At 51.2% G+C, this 20,171-nt stretch carries 19 protein-coding genes; 1 reads left to right on the forward strand and 18 read right to left on the reverse strand.

Annotation, left to right across the window (positions count from 1 at the left end):
* Positions 1 to 6: 6 nt before the first annotated feature.
* The 15 genes from tolQ to sdhC all read right to left on the reverse strand — a co-directional run bounded on the left by tolQ (position 7) and on the right by sdhC (position 16,264).
* Positions 7 to 693: a Tol-Pal system protein TolQ gene (gene tolQ / locus MYB54_RS15175; protein WP_039275589.1), complete on the reverse strand. Its 687-nt coding sequence runs from the start codon at positions 691 to 693 to the stop codon at positions 7 to 9.
* Positions 690 to 1,094 carry a tol-pal system-associated acyl-CoA thioesterase gene (ybgC, locus tag MYB54_RS15180; RefSeq protein ID WP_039498844.1) on the reverse strand — a complete coding sequence of 135 codons (405 nt, stop codon included), beginning with the start codon at positions 1,092 to 1,094 and terminating at the stop codon, positions 690 to 692. Before ybgC ends, tolQ begins: the two co-directional genes overlap by 4 nt.
* A 133-nt stretch (positions 1,095 to 1,227) precedes the next feature.
* Positions 1,228 to 1,521, reverse strand: a complete 294-nt coding sequence (gene ybgE, locus MYB54_RS15185) for a cyd operon protein YbgE (RefSeq protein WP_010285015.1) — start codon at positions 1,519 to 1,521, stop codon at positions 1,228 to 1,230.
* A complete protein-coding gene (gene cydX / locus MYB54_RS15190; protein ID WP_011092952.1) occupies positions 1,518 to 1,634 on the reverse strand; it encodes a cytochrome bd-I oxidase subunit CydX in 117 nt (38 codons plus the stop codon). The genes ybgE and cydX overlap by 4 nt, the downstream gene beginning before the upstream one ends.
* 16 nt (positions 1,635 to 1,650) lie before the next feature.
* Entirely contained in the window at positions 1,651 to 2,790 is a 1,140-nt protein-coding gene (cydB, locus tag MYB54_RS15195) for a cytochrome d ubiquinol oxidase subunit II (RefSeq protein ID WP_248721009.1), read from the reverse strand.
* A 13-nt stretch (positions 2,791 to 2,803) separates the two neighbouring features.
* Positions 2,804 to 4,372, reverse strand: coding sequence for a cytochrome ubiquinol oxidase subunit I (gene cydA, locus MYB54_RS15200; protein ID WP_014914676.1), 1,569 nt, complete (start codon positions 4,370 to 4,372; stop codon positions 2,804 to 2,806).
* 701 nt (positions 4,373 to 5,073) lie between these two features.
* Positions 5,074 to 6,243 (reverse strand): YfaP family protein, encoded by a 1,170-nt coding sequence (locus MYB54_RS15205; RefSeq protein WP_371928246.1) that lies wholly within the window; start codon positions 6,241 to 6,243, stop codon positions 5,074 to 5,076.
* Positions 6,244 to 6,468: 225 nt separating this feature from the next.
* A complete protein-coding gene (gene sucD, locus MYB54_RS15210; RefSeq protein WP_014914674.1) occupies positions 6,469 to 7,341 on the reverse strand; it encodes a succinate--CoA ligase subunit alpha in 873 nt (290 codons plus the stop codon).
* Positions 7,341 to 8,507: an ADP-forming succinate--CoA ligase subunit beta gene (gene sucC, locus MYB54_RS15215; RefSeq protein ID WP_248721010.1), complete on the reverse strand. Its 1,167-nt coding sequence runs from the start codon at positions 8,505 to 8,507 to the stop codon at positions 7,341 to 7,343. Before sucC ends, sucD begins: the two co-directional genes overlap by 1 nt.
* 202 nt (positions 8,508 to 8,709) lie before the next feature.
* A complete protein-coding gene (odhB, locus tag MYB54_RS15220; RefSeq protein ID WP_014914672.1) occupies positions 8,710 to 9,936 on the reverse strand; it encodes a 2-oxoglutarate dehydrogenase complex dihydrolipoyllysine-residue succinyltransferase in 1,227 nt (408 codons plus the stop codon).
* Positions 9,937 to 9,951: 15 nt separating this feature from the next.
* Positions 9,952 to 12,759, reverse strand: coding sequence for a 2-oxoglutarate dehydrogenase E1 component (sucA, locus tag MYB54_RS15225; RefSeq protein WP_014914671.1), 2,808 nt, complete (start codon positions 12,757 to 12,759; stop codon positions 9,952 to 9,954).
* 275 nt (positions 12,760 to 13,034) lie between these two features.
* The gene (locus MYB54_RS15230; RefSeq protein WP_010285000.1) at positions 13,035 to 13,751 is read right to left on the reverse strand and encodes a succinate dehydrogenase iron-sulfur subunit; all 717 of its coding nucleotides are present in this window, start codon (positions 13,749 to 13,751) and stop codon (positions 13,035 to 13,037) included.
* A 16-nt stretch (positions 13,752 to 13,767) separates the two neighbouring features.
* On the reverse strand, positions 13,768 to 15,534 hold the full coding sequence (gene sdhA / locus MYB54_RS15235) for a succinate dehydrogenase flavoprotein subunit (protein ID WP_014914670.1): 1,767 nt from the start codon (positions 15,532 to 15,534) through the stop codon (positions 13,768 to 13,770).
* A complete protein-coding gene (sdhD, locus tag MYB54_RS15240; protein ID WP_010284997.1) occupies positions 15,534 to 15,881 on the reverse strand; it encodes a succinate dehydrogenase membrane anchor subunit in 348 nt (115 codons plus the stop codon). Before sdhD ends, sdhA begins: the two co-directional genes overlap by 1 nt.
* A complete protein-coding gene (gene sdhC / locus MYB54_RS15245) occupies positions 15,875 to 16,264 on the reverse strand; it encodes a succinate dehydrogenase cytochrome b556 subunit (RefSeq protein ID WP_010284996.1) in 390 nt (129 codons plus the stop codon). Before sdhC ends, sdhD begins: the two co-directional genes overlap by 7 nt.
* 634 nt (positions 16,265 to 16,898) lie before the next feature.
* Here sdhC and MYB54_RS15250 point away from each other — a divergent pair.
* The gene (locus MYB54_RS15250) at positions 16,899 to 18,185 is read left to right on the forward strand and encodes a citrate synthase (protein ID WP_039287843.1); all 1,287 of its coding nucleotides are present in this window, start codon (positions 16,899 to 16,901) and stop codon (positions 18,183 to 18,185) included.
* 54 nt (positions 18,186 to 18,239) lie between these two features.
* Here the strand turns inward: MYB54_RS15250 and MYB54_RS15255 are convergent, their stop codons facing one another.
* Genes MYB54_RS15255 through pcp form a run of 3 tightly spaced genes read right to left on the reverse strand, consistent with a single transcriptional unit; the run spans position 18,240 to position 20,163 of the window.
* Positions 18,240 to 18,665, reverse strand: a complete 426-nt coding sequence (locus tag MYB54_RS15255; RefSeq protein WP_039466589.1) for a bleomycin resistance protein — start codon at positions 18,663 to 18,665, stop codon at positions 18,240 to 18,242.
* 15 nt (positions 18,666 to 18,680) lie between these two features.
* On the reverse strand, positions 18,681 to 19,472 hold the full coding sequence (nei, locus tag MYB54_RS15260; RefSeq protein ID WP_248721011.1) for an endonuclease VIII: 792 nt from the start codon (positions 19,470 to 19,472) through the stop codon (positions 18,681 to 18,683).
* Positions 19,473 to 19,515: 43 nt separating this feature from the next.
* Entirely contained in the window at positions 19,516 to 20,163 is a 648-nt protein-coding gene (gene pcp / locus MYB54_RS15265) for a pyroglutamyl-peptidase I (protein WP_233990098.1), read from the reverse strand.
* Positions 20,164 to 20,171: the final 8 nt, after the last annotated feature.

Here is a 20,171-nt window from a genome sequence, read left to right on the forward strand (position 1 = left end):
CCCTGATTACTTGCTGTTGTCGCTGGAGAACGCCTGACGGTGCAGGATCGCAATGAACTCTTCCGTAAAGTTGTCGTAGTTCTGCTCCAGTTTACCCACCCGCAGGCTAAGACGGTTATACGCCATGACCGCAGGGATCGCCGCAAACAGGCCGATTGCCGTTGCAATCAAGGCTTCGGCAATACCAGGGGCAACCATTTGCAAGGTTGCCTGCTTCACTGCGCCCAGCGCGATGAAGGCATGCATAATTCCCCAAACGGTACCGAACAGACCGATATACGGGCTGATAGAACCCACGGTTCCCAAAAAGGGAATGTGCGTTTCCAGCGTTTCCAACTCACGATTCATTGAAATACGCATTGCACGGGACGCCCCTTCCACTACGGCTTCCGGCGCATGGCTGTTGGCACGATGCAAGCGTGCAAATTCTTTGAAACCTGAATGGAAGATTTGTTCAGTGCCCGTCAGGCTATCGCGACGAGTTTGACTTTCCTGATAGAGGCGTGACAGTTCGATGCCCGACCAAAATTTGTCCTCGAACGCCTCAGCCTCACGCGTCGCCGAGTTCAGAATTCGGGTACGTTGAATAATGATCGCCCAGGAAGCGATAGAAAAACAGATTAAAATCAGCATGATTAGTTTGACCAGAAGGCTTGCCTTCAGGAACAAATCAAAAACGTTCATGTCAGTCACTGCTTGAACTCCGCGACAATAGACTTAGGAAGCGCAACCGGCTTCATTTGATGTGGATCGATGCATGCGATCAAAACTTCAGCATGGCTTAACAGGGTGCCATGAGCATTGAGGATACGCTGGGCGAAAGTCATAGAAGCACCGCGTAGCGAGATAATCTCGCTTTGCACTTCCAGCATGTCGTCAAGGCGCGCAGGAGCAAGATACTCCACCGTCATCCGACGAACAGCAAACGCGACATGCTCACTGAGCAAGGCTTGCTGGTGAAAGTTGCGTTCACGCAACGCCTCGGTTCTTGCCCTTTCATAAAAGGCAACATAGCGCGCATGGTAGACAACGCCACCTGCATCAGTGTCTTCAAAGTAGACTCGAACTGGCCAGCGAAACAACGAATTACTCACTCTACATCCCAGTAATGCATTAAACCTCGCTACTATACGCAAGAGAAATGAGGTTTGGAATGGATTGTGACAGCGGAAAGAAAATAATTATGGGCTGCAAGCAACCCATAACTAAATGGAATAGGAGGCTATTTTAACCGAAGAAATAGTACAATCCTGCGCACAGGATCACAAAGGCGGGAAGTGGTGCGAAAAACGCACGCCAGAGCAGGCGATGTGGGCGAAAACCAACGCCATGAACAACGCCAGCGCAAACGGCCCAAATCAATAGCAGCCCCTGCCAAACCGCGAGCTCACTGGTCCGCGCCGCAAAGCGCGTCGGATCCCAGAATACACAGCCAGCCAGCAGCAACGCCATGATAAGGGAAAGAGCCCTTAACGGGCTCTTATCCATCAGGCGATAGAGTTTATCGACCAGATCACTCATTGCTTATCTTCTTCAGCCGCTTTGCTTGCCTCACTCTGCTCAATAGCCAGGGCCGTGATGATCCCCAGTGAGCAAGCAAGAAGCGTTCCGAGTATCCAGGCAAAATACCACATAAATTAAGCTCCTTACTTAGTACATAGAGTGAGTGTTTTGCTCAATCTGCTCTTTGGTAATGCGACCGAACATCTTGTAGTAACACCATGCGGTATAAGACAGCACGATAGGAACGAAAATTATCGCAACCACTGTCATGACTTTCAGCGTCAGCAGGCTTGATGTTGCATCCCATACCGTCAAACTGACGTTAGGCACAGTCACTGACGGCATGATGAACGGGAACATAGCAATCCCTGCAGTCAGAATCACACAAGCGATAGTCAGAGAGGAGAACAGGAATGCCCAAGCCCCTTTCTCTGCGCGTACCATAAGGGTAGTCAGTACTGGCAGCACTACGCCCAGAACAGGGATAGCCCACAATACCGGATGGTTATTGAAGTTGATCAGCCAGGCACCTGCTTGCTGAACGACTTCTTTACGTAGCGGGTTAGATTCAGCCGCGGTGTTAATCGCAGACGTCACCACATAACCATCAATACCGTAAACAACCCATACGCCAGCCAGAGCAAACGTCACCATCATCACCAGCGCGGAAATCTGCGCAGCGGATTTGGAACGCACGTGCAGGTCGCCCGTGGTCCGCATCATCAGGTAGGTTGCACCCTGAGTCAGGATCATCGTCAGGCTAACCACACCAGCCAACAGGCCAAACGGGTTCAGCAATTGGAAGAAGTTTCCGGTGTAGTACAGGCGCAGATATTCATCAACGTGGAACGGCACGCCCTGCAACAGGTTACCAAATGCCACACCAATCACTACCGGTGGGACAAAGCTACCGATGAAGATGCCCCAGTCCCACATGCCACGCCAGCGCGGATCTTCGATTTTTGAACGGTAATCGAAGCCGACAGGGCGGAAGAACAACGAGGCCAGTACCAGAATCATGGCAATGTAGAAACCGGAGAACGCGGCAGCGTAAACCATCGGCCAGGCAGCAAACAGCGCACCACCGGCGGTGATCAGCCAAACCTGGTTACCGTCCCAGTGCGGCGCAATGCTGTTAATCATGACGCGACGCTCGGTATCACCACGTCCCATCAGACGCACCAGAATGCCCACGCCCATGTCAAAACCATCAGTGATAGCGAAGCCAATCAGCAAAATACCGATCAACAGCCACCAGATAAAACGTAAGACTTCATATTCAAACATAGTGGACTCCTGTTTACCGTGCTTCCTGCGCAGCCGCTATAGGTTGTTCAAAATGGTAGCGCCCTGTTTTCAGGCTGCTTGGCCCCAGACGTGCGAATTTGAACATCAGATACATTTCTGCAATCAGGAAGAGCGTATACAGACCACAGATCAGCCCCATGGAGAACAGAATATCCCCTGCGGTCAGTGATGACGTCGCAACGGCTGTCGGCAGAATCTCACCGATAGCCCAAGGCTGACGGCCGTATTCAGCCACAAACCAGCCGGCTTCGATAGCAATCCACGGTAGCGGAATACCGTACAACGCCGTACGGAGCAGCCAACGTTTCTGACCAATTTTGTTGCGCAGAACACTCCAGAAGGACAGGCCGATGATTAACAGCATCAGAACGCCACAGCCCACCATGATACGGAAAGAGAAATACAGCGGTGCAACGCGCGGGATAGAATCTTTAACAGCCTGTTGAATCTGCGTTTCTGTCGCATCAGAGACTTTCGGCGTATAGCGTTTCAGCAGCAAGCCATAGCCCAGATCCTGCTTAGCCTGATCGAACGCTGCTTTTACTGCCGGGTCGGTGTTGCCCGCGCGTAATTCTTCCAGCAACTGGTAAGCCTTCATACCATTGCGAATACGCACTTCATGCATCACCAGCAGTTCTTTCAGACCCGTCACTTCTTTGTCAGTAGAACGCGTGGCAATGAGCCCCAGGGCATAAGGGATCTTGATGGCATAGTTATTTTCCATCGTATCCTGATTGGGGATACCGATCAGCGTAAAGGATGCTGGTGCAGGTTGCGTTTCCCATTCCGCTTCAATTGCCGCCAGTTTGGTTTTCTGTACGTCACCCATTTCATAACCGGATTCATCACCCAGTACAATAACGGACAGAACAGAAGCCATACCGAAGCTTGCTGCAATAGCGAATGAACGCTTGGCAAACGCCATGTCACGGCCTTTCAGCAGATAGTAAGAACTGACACCCAGAATGAACATCGCGCCCGTACAGTAACCTGCCGCTACCGTGTGAACGAATTTCACCTGAGCAACCGGGTTCAGTACCAGATCGGCGAAGCTCACCATTTCCATACGCATGGTTTCGAAATTGAAATCCGATGCGATGGGGTTCTGCATCCAGCCATTGGCAACCAGAATCCACAGTGCGGAGAAGTTAGAGCCTAACGCGACCAGCCAGGTCACGGCCATATGCTGCACTTTTCCTAAACGGTCCCAGCCGAAGAAGAACAAGCCAACAAAGGTCGATTCCAGGAAGAATGCCATCAGGCCTTCAATCGCTAGCGGCGCGCCGAAAATATCCCCGACGTAGTGAGAGAAATATGACCAGTTGGTCCCGAATTGAAACTCCATGGTCAATCCGGTAGCGACACCCAGAGCAAAGTTAATTGCAAATAACTTGCCCCAGAACTTGGTCATATCTTTATAGATTTGTTTGCCGGACAGCACATATACCGTTTCCATAATCGCCAGCAAAAACGCCATCCCCAGCGTTAATGGTACGAATAGAAAATGGTACATTGCAGTTAAGGCAAACTGTAAACGTGACAGTTCGACTACATCAAACATTTTGACTCCTTGCTCCTCGCAGGAAGGGATTAGCTTGCAAACGCTGACAAGCCGCCAAACATCCGGCCATTACACCCAAAAAGAACACAACAAGAATTGCTTTAACACAGGCTGTAATGAACGCTAGAAATACCGTTCACCAGGGCAGTCGCATCGCGATACCCCGACAGCAAGCTCAAGATAAATCACAAGTATTACAAATCGCGTACCCCATAGGGAGGTAGCCGTATATTACGCCTGTAATCCCCTACAATAAATAGGTTTTTACGTGACCCAGACTAGGTTTTTGGCTTCAAATCAACTTTTCCACTAAACGACGTGAAAGACGATAATTGACCTCGCGCAATTTAAGCCTATTTCAGAAATTATATCCAGAGGCGTTTTTTGATCTAAAACAATTTAACGCTTTTCTCGTGATTGCCGCGTTGCATTAATTTCCTTATTACACTCATTGTTAATGCAATGTGACTTTTAGGTTTAATTAAAATTAATTCGGCAATATAATTTTTACTTTCCGTTATCGATTATTCACATGCATTTTTTTATCTTCTATTTTATGTCAAATTTCTATTTTTTCTTGCTGACAACGACGCTGTATTTTAGCCGTGAACTCCCCTGCCCCGCCTGCTTGTGACGATCCATGACAAAGCGGAGACCAAAAGGCCTCCGCAGTGGTTACACACGTAACAAGATGCTGCGATTTACTTCTTCGCTTTCATCCGCTCAATGGCTTTATCGTAGACAGTGTTGCTTTTCTGGCTTCTTGCAAGCTCATAATGCTGAAGTGCATCACTGAACTGACCCGCATTCTCGTAAATTTTTGCAATATTGTAGTACGAGCTGGCACGCGTGGTTGCCGCATTGCTACCATTTGCCAGCGCAATCGCTTTGCGGTTAGCCCAAATGGCTTCGGCAATATTGCCGCGCTTTTGATAGGTCAGACCTAGGTTGCTATATGCCTGACCAAATGCACTGTCCTGATCGATCGCGGCCAGGAACAGCGTTGTGGCCTGCTCTAGCTCACCGCGCCCATAGGCGGCTTCACCGTCCCGATTGAGGTTTTTTGCCAGCGCGGTATTCCTAGTAACTGAAGTGGCGGCCTGCGCCGGGTTAAGCACCATTGGCAGCGCATTGCCATCCTTCGCTTTTGAGAAATCAGCCTCGCCAACGGCATTGATGTCTTCAAAGTCACCGTTAGGGTTAAGACGGAAAACCGTCCAAACATTTCCTACCTTGTTCAGTGGGACAGAATATGCACGTACCTGTGAACTTCCAACATAGACAAATACTTTTGCACTACTTGCGGAAAGCGCTGGTGAATTATTTTTATCACCGTTCGTATAATCATGAACAGCATAAATATAGCTTTCACCTAAACGCTTTTTATCAATGGTGATGGTTTCCGGCCCAAAGCTATCGGTATCATCAACATCAAGATTGGCATCGCGTCCTTTCTTGTGTTGGAAATAAATATGATTATCCGGATAAATGAGATGAGAATCTAAATCGAAAGGTCTTTCACCCCATGTTAATACAATTCGCATGCCATCCAGGTTTTTCATTACTGGACTAATAGCATAGGTCATTCCATCACACGGACATTTAACCACCAGATCGGAATAGCCTTCTTTTTTAATGATCAGCAGACTATCTTGATCCACCTCGAACGGCGCGTTAAGCCCCACGCGGCCAGTGGCATCAGAGCGGGCTGTCACTGACTGTGCTCCGTTCTTCTGTAGAATCACCGTTGCATCATCAATCTTTTTATCTTTAATCGTCGCACTTAGCACTTCAATATTAATAGACTGCGCGTTGGCCGCGCAGGTAAATGCAGATAATGCCAAAATCAGCGCTTTTATATTTCCTTTCACACAACATCCCCTAAGGCAAATTAATTAGTCATTCCCTGCTTATACAAACCCAATGAAATAATCATCATTTCTGTTCATCACTCATCGCTTTTTCAAGCGCGCGAATTATCCAATAAAAACCCGAAAAAGTCATGCGCAATTCAATTTCACCTATTAACATCGAGGGTTAAATTTGAATAAAAAAAGCCACCCGAAGGTGGCTGGTATATTTAATCGAATAATCGATTAACGTGCTAATATCGCTTTTACAGCATCGCCGATATCTGCCAGGCTGCGAACGGTTTTAACACCCGCCGCTTCTAACGCCGCGAATTTATCGTCAGCGGTGCCTTTACCACCGGCGATGATGGCGCCAGCGTGGCCCATGCGCTTACCTTTCGGTGCAGTCACACCCGCGATGTAGCCGACAACCGGCTTCGTCACGTGCTCTTTAATGTAGGCAGCCGCTTCTTCTTCCGCCGTACCGCCGATTTCACCGATCATCACGATGGCTTCAGTCTGCGGATCCTGCTCAAACAGCTTCAGAATATCGATGAAGTTAGAACCTGGGATCGGGTCGCCACCGATACCCACACAGCTTGACTGACCCAGACCCGCATCGGTCGTTTGCTTCACCGCTTCATACGTCAGCGTACCGGAACGAGAAACGATACCCACTTTACCCGGCAGGTGAATATGGCCCGGCATGATACCGATCTTACATTCGCCCGGCGTGATCACACCTGGGCAGTTCGGACCGATCATCCGCACGCCGCTCTGGTCGAGTTTCACTTTCACCGTCAGCATGTCCAGCGTCGGGATACCTTCGGTGATACAGATGATCAGCTCAATACCTGCGTCAATCGCTTCCAGAATGGAGTCTTTACAGAACGGAGCGGGAACGTAGATAACGGATGCCGTTGCGCCCGTCGCTTCTACCGCTTCACGTACCGTATTAAATACGGGCAGACCCAGATGTTCCGTGCCGCCTTTACCCGGCGTCACACCGCCAACCATTTGCGTACCGTAAGCAAGTGCTTGCTCAGAGTGGAATGTCCCCTGACTACCGGTAAAACCCTGACAGATAACTTTGGTATTTTTATTAATCAGAATGGACATTATTTACCCTCCACAGCTGCAACAACCTGCTGAGCAGCACCCGTCAGGCTGGTCGCGGCAATAATATTCAGGCCGCTATCCGCCAGTTTCTTGGCACCCAGCTCCGCATTGTTTCCTTCAAGACGTACCACAACCGGTACGTTAACACCCACTTCGGCTACGGCGCCGATGATGCCGTCAGCGATCAAATCGCAACGTACGATGCCACCAAAGATGTTAACAAAGACAGCTTTTACCTTGTCGTCAGACAGGATAATTTTGAACGCTTCAGTAACACGTTCTTTCGTCGCGCCGCCGCCAACATCGAGGAAGTTCGCAGGAGCACCACCGTGCAGTTTCACGATGTCCATCGTGCCCATCGCCAGACCGGCACCGTTGACCATACAGCCAATGTTGCCGTCCAGCGCAACATAGTTCAGTTCCCACTGTGCCGCATGCGCTTCACGAGAATCTTCCTGACTTGGGTCGCGCATTTCACGCAGTTCAGGCTGACGGAACAGGGCATTGCCGTCCGCGCCCAGTTTGCCATCCAGACAGATCAGATCGCCCTGCTTGGTGATAACCAGCGGGTTGATTTCTACCAGCGCCAGATCGCGTTCCAGGAACAGCGTCGCCAGACCCATGAAGATTTTGGTGAACTGAGCAACTTGCTTACCGTTTAAGCCCAGTTTGAAAGCCAACTCACGGCCTTGATAAGGCTGTGGGCCTACCAGTGGATCGATCGCCGCTTTATGAATCAGCTCCGGCGTTTCTTCTGCCACTTTTTCAATTTCTACGCCACCTTCGGTGGACGCCATGAACACCACGCGACGCGTGCCACGGTCAACAACTGCGCCCAGATAAAGCTCTTTGTCGATATCCGTTGCCGCTTCAACCAGGATCTGATGAACCGGCTGACCCTGTGCGTCAGTTTGATAAGTAACGAGTTTTTTACCCAGCCAGTTTTCAGCAAAGGCGCGGATATCTTCTTTATTGCTGACGACTTTAACGCCGCCCGCTTTACCGCGACCGCCTGCGTGAACCTGACATTTTACGACCCACGGACCCGCACCAATTTTAGACGCGGCTTCTTCCGCTTCACGCGGAGTGGTACAGGCATAGCCGGTCGGTGCCGGTAAACCATATCGAGCAAAGAGTTGTTTTGCCTGATACTCGTGTAAATTCATGATGTTCTATCCATTTAGGTTTGGAGATAAGTCGGCAGACGGTTTGTCATCACCGAATCTTTCGGTAGAGAAAAGCGCCATTAACTCTCTGATATATTTGGATAACGCCGTTGAAAAGAAACGGCCTGCATAGCACATAATCTGGTATATCGTTTCGGGCGGAAACCGTCAGGGTTATCCGCCCGAGAGCCTATCTGTCGGACTAAACGTCTAACAGCAGACGCGCTGGATCTTCCAGCATCTCTTTCACTGTCACCAGGAAGCCAACGGACTCACGGCCGTCGACCAAACGGTGATCGTAAGACAGCGCCAGATACATCATCGGCAGAATAACGACCTGACCATCAACCGCCATCGGACGATCTTTAATGGCGTGCATACCCAGAATCGCACTCTGCGGTGGGTTGATGATTGGGGTAGACATCAGAGAGCCAAAGACGCCGCCGTTGGTAATGGTGAAATTACCGCCTAGCAGTTCTTCAACCGTCAGTTTGCCGTCACGGCCTTTCACGGCCAGCTCTTTGATGCGCTTCTCGATGTCGGCCATGCCCAGCGCATCCACATCACGCAGGACTGGCGTAACCAGACCACGCGGGGTAGACACCGCGATGCTGACATCGAAGTAGTTGTGGTAAACCACATCTTCGCCATCAATAGACGCATTCACTTCTGGATAACGCTTCAGCGCTTCAACCACAGCTTTGATGTAGAAGGACATGAAGCCCAGACGCACACCGTGACGCTTCTCGAATGCGTCGCCGTACTGCTTGCGCAGATCCATGATTGGCTGCATGTTGATTTCGTTGAACGTCGTCAACATTGCCGTGCTGTTTTTCGCTTCCAGCAGACGCTCTGCAACACGCTTACGCAGGCGCGTCATCGGTACGCGTTTTTCGCTGCGCGCGCCCAGAGCTGGTGCCGGAGAAGCCGCTGGCGCTTCAGACTTAGGCGCTTTACCAGACTCTTTCTTCTGAGCAGCCAAATGCTTATCCACGTCTTCACGGGTAATTCGACCGCCTACGCCGCTGCCTTTGATAGCAGAAGCATCGAGATCGTGCTCTGCAATCAGACGGCGGATCGCCGGGCTGAGCGCGTCACTGTTCTCTTCTTCCAGCCCAGCCGTATGACGCTGTGCCGGTGTTGATTCTTTGCTTTGTGATTTCTCGCTGGTTTCTTTACCAGAGCTGTCGCCACGACGAATGCGGCCCAGCAGTTGGCGAGACGTTACTGTCGCGCCTTCCTCTTCCAGCACGGCATCCAGAATGCCAGCTTCAGAGGCAGGAACTTCCAGTACAACTTTGTCAGTTTCAATTTCAACCAGTACTTCATCGCGCTCGACGCTATCGCCTGGCTTTTTATGCCAGGTAGCAACGGTGGCGTCAGCGACGGATTCAGGCAGGTCGGGTACATGAATATCTACGCTACTCATTATCTATCCTTTTATTTAATCAACGTTCAGCGCGTCATCGACCAGATCTTGCTGTTGTTTCTGGTGTACGGACATATAGCCAACGGCGGGTGATGCAGACGCCGGGCGTCCTGCGTAACGTAAAGAAGCCCCAAACGGAATCACTTCACGGAAATGGTGCTGACTGCAATACCAGGCTCCCTGATTCAGCGGCTCTTCCTGACACCACACGAAATCGTGAACATGGGCAAACGATTCCAGCGCAGCTTGAACGGCCTGATGCGGGAACGGATAAAGCTGTTCGATACGGACGATCGCGACATTTTTTTGCTCGTTCTTGCGGCGCTGTTCTACCAAATCATAGTAGACCTTACCGGAACAAAGCACGACACGCTTCACGGCTGCCGGATCTAATTCTTCTACTTCACCAATCGCCGGCTGGAAGGAACCATTTGCCAGTTCATCCAGTGAAGAGATCGCCAGCGGATGGCGCAGCAGAGATTTCGGTGACATGACCACCAGCGGACGGCGCATACCGCGCAGTGCCTGACGGCGAAGCATGTGATAAACCTGCGCTGGCGTTGACGGAATACAGACCTGCATATTTTGCTCAGCGCACAGCTGCAGATAGCGTTCCAGTCTGGCAGACGAGTGCTCAGGGCCTTGACCTTCGTAACCGTGCGGCAGCAGCATAACCAGACCACACATACGGCCCCACTTCTGCTCACCGGAGCTGATGAACTGGTCGATAACGACCTGCGCACCGTTGGCGAAGTCACCAAACTGCGCTTCCCAGATAGTCAGGGTGCGAGGTTCTGCTGTCGCATAGCCGTATTCAAACGCCAGAATCGCCTCTTCAGACAATACGGAGTCCCAGACGTTAAACTCGCCCTGTCCGTTATGCACGTGGTTCAACGGCGTGTAGCTGGAACCATTTTTCTGGTTATGCACGACAGCATGACGATGGAAGAACGTACCGCGACCGCTGTCCTCACCAGACAGACGAATCGGAATGCCTTCATCGACCAGCGTAGCGTAAGCCAGCGTTTCTGCCCCGCCCCAGTCAAACGGTTTGTTGCCCGCCGCCATTTCGGCACGGTCAGCATAAACCTTGGCAACGCGAGGATGGATTTCAATCCCTTCCGGCACTTCGCTGATACGCTTCGCCAATTCCTGCAAGCGTTTCATTTCCGTTGCATGCGGATAAGGTTCATCCCACTCATGGTTCAGATACGGCGTCCAGGTAAAGGACTGCATATCCATCTGACGCCATTCTTCCACCACACATTCACCCGCATCCAGCGCATCGCGGTACAGGTTGACCATTTCGGTGGCATCTTCCAGCGTAATGGATTTTTCCTGCTCCAGACGATCGGCGTATACCTTACGCGGCGTCGGGTGTTTCTTGATCTTCTGGTACATCATCGGCTGCGTTGCACTTGGCTCGTCAGCTTCGTTATGGCCATGACGGCGATAACAAATCAGATCGATGAACACATCACGCTTAAACTCATTACGGAAATCCAGCGCCAGACGCGTAACAAACGCCACCGCTTCCGGGTCGTCTGCATTAACGTGGAAAATCGGTGCCTGCACCATCTTGCCGATATCGGTACAGTATTCGGTTGAGCGAATGTCCAGCGGGTTAGAGGTGGTAAAGCCAATACGGTTGTTGATTACAATACGCAGTGTGCCGCCAACTTCGTAGCCACGCACCGTCGACATGTTCAGCAGTTCCTGCACCACGCCCTGACCGCTGATTGCCGCATCACCGTGAATAGTGATAGGTAAAACACGCGGACCACTCTGGCTATTCAGACGATCGAGACGCGCACGTACAGACCCTGTTACTACCGGGCTGACGATTTCGAGGTGCGATGGGTTGAACGCCAGTGCCAAATGCACCAGACCGCCAGCCGTCTCGAATTCAGACGAGAAGCCCTGGTGATATTTCACGTCACCGGTACCGAGGTGTTCTTTATGCTTGCCAGCGAACTCGTCGAACAGATCCTGAGATTTTTTGCCCAATACGTTGATCAGCACGTTGAGGCGGCCACGGTGCGCCATCCCCAATACGACTTCGCGAGTATCGTTTGCACCCGCATGGCGAATCAGCTCTTTCAGCATCGGAACCAGTGCATCACCGCCTTCCAGCGAGAAACGCTTGGCACCAGGATATTTGGCACCCAGATAACGCTCCAGCCCTTCGGCTGCGGTTAACTCTTTCAGGAAACGGCGCTTCTCTTCCAGAGAGAATGACGGTTGCCCCATTACCGATTCGATACGCTGCTGGATCCAACGTTTCTCTTCCGTACTGGTCATATGCATATATTCCGCACCGATAGAACCGCAATAGGTGCGTTTCAGCGCGTCATACAGGTCTTCCAGCTTCATGGTGTCTTTGCCAATGGCAAAAGAGCCCACGTTGAAGGATTCCTGCAGGTCATCCTGCGTCAGGTTGTGGTAAGCCAGATCCAATTCTGCAACGGGTTCCTGCGGACGCAGGAAGATCGGGTCCAGGTTAGCTTGCTGATGTCCACGGAAGCGGAACGCATTGATCAGCTGCAAGACCTTGACCTGCTTAGCATCAATATCGGGATCGGTGACTGACGAGGTAAAGCGCGATGAGTCTTTCGCCAGACGGCGGAAATATTCACGCGTTTTGGAATGGAGTTGATCCGGTTTGACCCCACTCGTAGGCAATTGCTGGAAGATCGAGCGCCAGCTATGTTCGATCGAGTCAGGATCGGTTAAAAAATCTTCATAGAGTTGCTCTATGTAGGACTGATTCGCACCCGCCAAATAGGAGGAATCCAGCCAGGCCTTCATCGCGCCGTTCTGCATCATGATCCCTTAAGCTAATAAGCTTCAGTTTTCGCCGTGGTTAACATGTAATTAGTGTCCGTATATCGTTCGCCGTACAAACGGTTCACTTGTCGTACTTCGGTACGCGCTTAGGGTATCCATCCCCCCTAAGGAACCTTTAAAAACCGGTTCGGGCGCGTAAGCCGGTTTTTAAAGGTTTCCTGCGCTCCCTCTGAAGAATAGCAACTTCAGAGGGAGATACATGTTTTACTACTTAATCTTTATGCAATAACACGTTACGTTCTGACTAGCCGTTACGCGCTACGGTGCAACAGCATCGATTTAATATGACCAATAGCCTTGGTCGGGTTCAGCCCTTTCGGACACACGTTGACGCAGTTCATGATGCCGTGGCAGCGGAAGACGCTGAACGCATCGTCCAGGTCGTCCAGTCGTGGCTGGGTTTCCGTATCGCGGCTGTCAATCAGGAAACGATACGCTGCCAGCAGTCCCGCTGGTCCGACAAACTTGTCCGGGTTCCACCAGAACGACGGGCAAGACGTTGAACAGCAGGCGCACATGATGCATTCATACAACCCATCCAGCTTGGCACGTTGTTCAGGCGATTGCAGATGCTCACGCGCCGGCGGATTTTTCCCATTATTCAACAGGTAAGGCTTTATTTTCTCATATTGAGCATAGAACTGTCCCATGTCCACTACCAAATCACGAACAACCGGTAATCCAGGTAAAGGACGGATAACAATTTTGCTGTTCCCGCGACGTAACGCAGAAACTGGCGTGATACAGGCCAGCCCATTTTTGCCGTTCATGTTGACGCCATCGGAACCACAGACGCCTTCACGGCAAGAACGACGGAATGACAGTGTTGGATCCTGCTCTTTCAGCAGCATCAGCGCATCCAGCAGCATCATGTCGCGGCCTTCTTCCGCCTCCAACTGGTAATCCTGCATCCGCGGAGCGTCGTCAACATCCGGGTTATAACGATAAATAGAAAATTCGAGTTTCATCGTTTGATCTCCGCAATTAATAAGTACGTACTTTCGGCGGGAACGCCGGACGCAGTTTAGGCTGCATGTTCACCTCACGGCGCGTCATGCTGTCGGTTTGCGGCAGATACAACGAATGGCACAGCCAATTTTCATCGTCGCGCTCTGGGTAGTCGAAGCGACTGTGCGCGCCACGGCTTTCGGTACGGAAGTTAGCCGATACCGCCGTCGCATACGCGGTTTCCATCAGGTTATCCAGCTCCAGACACTCGATACGCTGGGTGTTGAACTCGCTTGACGTATCATCCAAACGCGCATTTTTCAGGCGTTCACGAATCACTTTCAGCTCTTCCAACCCTTTCGCCATCGCATCGCCTTCGCGGAAGACCGAGAAGTTGTTCTGCATACAGGATTGCAGCGCCTTGCGGATTTCAACTGGATCTTCCCCTGAACGAGTATTGTTCCAACGGTTCAGACGGTCGAGAGAGGCTTCAATATCGGAGTTGCTGGCATCACGGCTTTCACCCTGCTCGTTCAATGACTCTTGCAGGTGAATACCCGCCGAACGACCGAATACCACCAGATCGAGCAGCGAGTTACCGCCCAGACGGTTAGCACCATGAACCGAGACGCAGGCGATTTCACCCACGGCAAACAGCCCTGGAATCACCACATCTTCGCCTTTCTCATTCACCGTCAATGCCTGACCGCTCACTTTGGTCGGAATACCGCCCATCATGTAGTGGCAGGTTGGGATAACTGGAATCGGTTCTTTCACCGGGTCAACGTGAGCAAATGTGCGGGACAGCTCCAGAATGCCCGGCAGACGGGATTCCAGAACATCTTTACCCAGATGGTCCAGTTTCAGCTTGGCATGTGGTCCCCACGGGCCTTCACAGCCGCGGCCTTCACGAATTTCGATCATGATGGAACGGGCAACAACATCACGGCCAGCCAGATCTTTCGCGTTTGGCGCATAACGTTCCATGAAACGTTCACCGTGCTTGTTCAGCAGGTAACCGCCTTCACCACGGCAGCCTTCTGTCACCAGCACACCCGCGCCAGCAATACCGGTCGGGTGGAACTGCCACATTTCCATGTCCTGCAACGGAACGCCCGCACGCAGTGCCATGCCCACGCCGTCACCTGTATTAATGTGTGCGTTGGTGGTGGACTGGTAAATACGGCCTGCGCCGCCGGTCGCCAGCACAGTCGCTTTCGCTTTGAAATAGACAACTTCACCAGTTTCGATACAGATCGCCGTACAGCCGACCACCGCGCCATCCTGATTCTTCACCAGATCGAGGGCGTACCATTCGGAGAAAATAGTGGTGTGATTTTTCAGGTTCTGCTGATACAGCGTATGCAGCAAGGCATGACCGGTACGGTCAGCCGCAGCCGCAGTACGTGCAGCCTGCTCGCCGCCAAAATTCTTGGATTGACCACCGAACGGACGCTGATAAATGCTGCCATCATCCAGACGGGAGAACGGTAATCCCATGTGTTCCAGTTCCAGAATCGCTTCCGGACCGGTTTTACACATATATTCAATAGCGTCCTGATCGCCAATATAATCCGACCCTTTTACGGTGTCGTACATGTGCCATTCCCAGTTGTCCTCATGGGTGTTACCCAGCGCAACGGTAATACCGCCCTGCGCGGACACAGTATGGGAACGGGTTGGGAACACTTTCGATAACAGGGCACAGGACAGGCCCATTTGGGAAATTTGCAGCGCGGCGCGCATACCTGCGCCACCCGCACCCACAACAACTGCATCAAATTCTCTGACTGGCAAATTCATCACGCACCCCACACCACAATAGTTCCATAAATGACGTACACCAACAGCGCTACGACAATCGCCAACTGTAAAGTCAGGCGTAAGGCCAGCGGTTTAATGTAGTCGGTCAGCACTTGCCACATCCCTATCCAGGCATGAACCAGAATGGAAAATAACGTTAGCAGTGTGAATACTTTGGTGAGAGCCATTGCGAAGAAACCACGCCAAATTTCATACGTGATGTCGCCAGCCGTAGCAATAAAACCAATAATATAAATTACATACAGAACAATGACGATGGCGGAAGCGCGAATCAGTAACCAATCGTGTACGCCATTGCGTCCTAACGCAGAAGCATTGCTTACCATACGAGGACTCCAGCCAGAATTGAAAGCACGACAGTAATAATAAAGGAGATATTTGCAGAACGCTTACCTGCGGCAAAGTCTTCTTCTATATAGCCAAAATCCATCAACAGGTGACGTATACCACCAACAATGTGATAAGCCAACGCGACGAGGATGCCCCAAACGATAAACTTGACGATGAAGCTATCCATAATTTCCGCAGCGCGCAGGAACCCTTCCTCTGAAGAAAGAGAAGTGCCTAACAGCCACAGTAAAATACCGACAGCGACAAAGGTGATAACGCCGGAGACGCGGTGAAGAATAGATGCTATCGCAGTAACGGGAAACTGGATCGTCTGCAATTCCAGATTGACAGGTCTTTGTTTTTTCACGGATTTGCCCACACAGCTTTTATTATTGTTTCTTCCTCCGGGCCTGATGTGAGGTCAGACAGCATGAAAGTTACAGCCCTGAAAAGTGGGTTTACGATACGCGCTCAAACATCGACATTCCGGTGTCTAAACAGCGCATGATCCTTTCATACTGGGTGCTCCTACTGCAGGGTGATTCCGGAGACCTGGCGGCAGTATAGGTCCTTCACATTCCCATTACAATTCCCATACAAACTGTTTGGTGACATTTGCCCCGAACAGTGATTTAGATCACGAATTTCACAATTTATATAAAATTAATTATCTGATTTGACAAAAGTTCAACATTTCAATTACAACTAGGGGATTGAATTCCTTATGATGTGTTAAAGCACAACGGCGACACTTCCACACTGGCGTAACTTATGTAACAGTGGGGAGAGTCCACGTAAAAGTCATAGGTAATGACTACAATCTATTCAGAGCATTGTTAATTACCTGGAGAACGAATTTTTCATCCTGAATGCGGCTATCCGCCTTACTCTGTATCCTATTTGACGACTGTGTCACGACAGAGTTTCACCGGACATTTATTCGCCCGGTGTACAGGCATGACGGTATTTCTTCAGTGAGAATATTTAAAATTAAAGCGCTAAGGAGACTGTAAATGGCTGATAAAAAAGCAACACTTACTCTAGAGGGTAAAGATCCAATTGAGCTAAATGTCCTATCAGGTACATTGGGGTATGATGAGATTGATATTCGTCCCCTCGGTTCTAAAGGTTACTTCACATTTGACCCCGGCTTTACCTCTACCGCATCTTGCGAATCCAAGATTACCTATATCGACGGTGACGAAGGCATCTTGCTACACCGTGGCTTCCCGATTGCCCAACTGGCTGAAAAATCGAATTATCTTGAAGTGTGTTACATCCTGCTGTTCGGTGAAGTCCCGACAGTAGAACAGTATGAAACCTTCAAGACCACCGTAACGCGTCACACCATGATCCATGAGCAGATTACTCGTCTGTTCCACGGTTTCCGTCGTGATTCACATCCAATGGCCGTATTGTGCGGCGTCACGGGCGCACTGGCGGCGTTCTATCACGATTCACTGGACATTAACATTGAGCGCCACCGCGAAATCGCGGCCTACCGCCTGCTGTCCAAAATGCCGACCGTTGCAGCAATGTGCTACAAATACTCACTGGGCCAGCCGTTTGTTTATCCGAAAAACAACCTGTCCTACGCGGGTAACTTCCTGCACATGATGTTCTCTACGCCTTGCGAAGAATATGTTGTGAATCCGGTGTTGGAACGTGCCATGGACCGTATCCTGATCCTACATGCCGATCACGAGCAAAACGCCTCAACGTCTACCGTGCGTACTGCTGGCTCGTCTGGCGCGAACCCGTTTGCCTGTATCGCCGCGGGGATCGCCTCGCTGTGGGGACCGGCGCACGGCGGCGCGAACGAAGCCTGCCTGCGTATGCTGGAAGAAATCAGCAGCGTGGAGCACATCCCTGCGTTTATCGAGCGTGCAAAAGACAAGAACGACTCCTTCCGCCTGATGGGCTTCGGTCACCGTGTGTACAAAAACCACGATCCGCGCGCTACCGTCATGCGTGAAACCTGCCATGAAGTGCTGAAAGAGCTGGGCAGAAAAGACGACCTGCTGGAAGTGGCGATGGAGCTGGAAAATATCGCGCTGAACGACCCGTACTTCATCGAGAAGAAACTGTACCCGAACGTGGACTTCTACTCCGGTATCATCCTGAAAGCGATGGGTATTCCGTCTTCCATGTTCACCGTTATCTTCGCGATGGCGCGTACCGTGGGCTGGATTGCACACTGGAACGAAATGCACGACGACGGCATCAAAATTGCCCGTCCACGTCAGCTGTATACCGGCTACGACAAACGTGATTTCAAATCCAATCTGAAACACGATTAATCCATTCCGTACGCATAAAAAAGGCCGGATTTTCCGGCCTTTTTTACAATTGCACTAAAGGGATGACTTACAACCTAAACTTTGCGTGAATCGCAATAAATAACCATCCGGATCCTGTACCAGAAAATTACTTTCCCCGTGATACACCTCATGATCGCGATACCAGCACGTATCCACTGGCCTGCGTAGCGTATAGCCAGCACGTTCAATCGCCGCCGCCAGCGCCTGAACATCAGGGCACTCAATCGATAAATTCATACCGCGGCCAAACGGCGGTTCTAACGGTTCCACACGCCAGGGCGATTCGGTTAAGTAATCCTGTTCCAGCATCAGTTGGCTCCCATGAAATGAAAGGAATGCGAACTTATCTTCAGGCCTGTCGTACTCAATCTGAAATCCCAAAACATGGCAATAAAACGCCAGACTCTTTTGTAAGTCAGAGACAATCATTTCTGGAATTAACGTATTCATCTTGCGCATAAATAACTCACATTATTACTTCTGGCAGTGCGGACACCAATAGAACGGGCGTGATGACAGCATCGTTCTTTCAATGATCCCGCCGCAGCGCTCGCAGCGTTCCCCTTCTCGATGGAAAACCTTGAACGAAAAAATCGCCCCGTGATGTCGATTCTCATCAACGGTGCCGCGCGTGTTGTAGGACAAACGGGGAATCTCCAGCAGCGCTCGACTCAATGTCTGTAACTGTTCCTCATTCAACTGCGCTGCCGTGTGTTGCGGTGCTAGCTGTGCCTGCCAGAGAATCTCGACACGCAGATAATTCCCCAGCCCGGCGAGAAAAGCCTGATCCAGCAGCAGCCCACTGAACTGGCGACGGCGAAAGCGCGGTAATAACAGACGCTCACACACCTGTTCCGTCGTCAGTGAGAGATCCAAAACATCGGGGCCAATACGTTGCAGGAAAGGATGCGTAGAGAGCGTCTCCGGCGTCAGCATTTCAATATCGGACGCACTGTAAAGCAGAATGGCGCGATCCTGCGTTTCCAGCCGGACGCGCAAATCCCGTTTCGTTTCCGGCGATTCACCGGCATTCACGACTCGCCACACGCCATACAGTTGGTTGTGGCTATACAGTACCCGATCGTTGCTAAAATAGGTCAGCAGCGCCTTTCCGCGCGTGTCGATCTGCCTGACCTGCTGCCCAACCAATTCTGCCTCGTATGGCTTCAGTTCTGGAAACGCAAACCAGACACGCGTCAGCGTTTTTCCCACAACGGCCTCAACCAGTTTATCGGCCGCCCGGCGAATTTCCGGTCCTTCCGGCATACCTTACTCCCTGAAAATCATACGTATTGTGCGATTAACTACACTAGTGCAAAGCACCGCCAGTCACCACCACATCAACCTGCTGCACCAGCGACTGCTTGATCATCACTTCCAGCGCCGCCGTGACTAACGGTGTAGGCATGCTCGGTTCACCGGGGTGGCGTGCGGCCTGTTCAGGCGAATACGGAATATGAACGAATCCGCCACGCACCACATCGCCCTGTTGATGTAACTGGTGTAAAAGCCCGTACATCACATGGTTGCAGACAAACGTCCCTGCGGTTTGCGATACCGAGGCGGGAATGCCCGCTGCACGCAATGCCTGCACCAGCGCTTTCACCGGCAGCGTCGAGAAATAGGCTGCTGGTCCCTTTTCCACCACTGGCGTATCAATCGGCTGGTTACCTCGGTTATCAGCAATGCGGGCATCATTAATATTAATCGCCACGCGTTCGACAGAAATATCAGCACGGCCGCCTGCCTGCCCCACCGCGATCACCACTTCCGGCTGCCATTCGGCTATCGCGCGGTAAAGCTGTTCCAGCGACAGGTCGAAGACGCAAGATAAACGGCAGGCCACTACGCGCGCACCGCCAACTTCCCGCTGATGAAGGACTTTTACCGCTTCCCAGGAGGGATTAATCGCTTCGCCCTCAAAAGGCTCAAACGCCGTGATCAAAACGGTTTTCATCGGTTTCC

The sequence above is a fragment of the Pectobacterium nicotianae genome (assembly GCF_023272715.1).
Lineage (GTDB): Bacteria > Pseudomonadota > Gammaproteobacteria > Enterobacterales > Enterobacteriaceae > Pectobacterium > Pectobacterium brasiliense.

Bases quoted from the DNA above. Each gene is read 5' to 3' on its own strand.
- cydB (WP_248721009.1), bottom strand. From the start codon at position 2,790: ATGTTTGAATATGAAGTCTTACGTTTTATCTGGTGGCTGTTGATCGGT.
- cydA (WP_014914676.1), bottom strand. From the start codon at position 4,372: ATGTTTGATGTAGTCGAACTGTCACGTTTACAGTTTGCCTTAACTGCA.
- pcp (WP_233990098.1), bottom strand. From the start codon at position 20,163: ATGAAAACCGTTTTGATCACGGCGTTTGAGCCTTTTGAGGGCGAAGCG.
- sucD (WP_014914674.1), bottom strand. From the start codon at position 7,341: ATGTCCATTCTGATTAATAAAAATACCAAAGTTATCTGTCAGGGTTTT.
- MYB54_RS15255 (WP_039466589.1), bottom strand. From the start codon at position 18,665: ATGCGCAAGATGAATACGTTAATTCCAGAAATGATTGTCTCTGACTTA.
- MYB54_RS15250 (WP_039287843.1), top strand. From the start codon at position 16,899: ATGGCTGATAAAAAAGCAACACTTACTCTAGAGGGTAAAGATCCAATT.
- cydX (WP_011092952.1), bottom strand. From the start codon at position 1,634: ATGTGGTATTTTGCCTGGATACTCGGAACGCTTCTTGCTTGCTCACTG.
- sucC (WP_248721010.1), bottom strand. From the start codon at position 8,507: ATGAATTTACACGAGTATCAGGCAAAACAACTCTTTGCTCGATATGGT.
- sdhA (WP_014914670.1), bottom strand. From the start codon at position 15,534: ATGAATTTGCCAGTCAGAGAATTTGATGCAGTTGTTGTGGGTGCGGGT.
- sdhD (WP_010284997.1), bottom strand. From the start codon at position 15,881: ATGGTAAGCAATGCTTCTGCGTTAGGACGCAATGGCGTACACGATTGG.
- MYB54_RS15230 (WP_010285000.1), bottom strand. From the start codon at position 13,751: ATGAAACTCGAATTTTCTATTTATCGTTATAACCCGGATGTTGACGAC.
- ybgE (WP_010285015.1), bottom strand. From the start codon at position 1,521: ATGAGTGATCTGGTCGATAAACTCTATCGCCTGATGGATAAGAGCCCG.
- odhB (WP_014914672.1), bottom strand. From the start codon at position 9,936: ATGAGTAGCGTAGATATTCATGTACCCGACCTGCCTGAATCCGTCGCT.
- sucA (WP_014914671.1), bottom strand. From the start codon at position 12,759: ATGCAGAACGGCGCGATGAAGGCCTGGCTGGATTCCTCCTATTTGGCG.
- nei (WP_248721011.1), bottom strand. From the start codon at position 19,472: ATGCCGGAAGGACCGGAAATTCGCCGGGCGGCCGATAAACTGGTTGAG.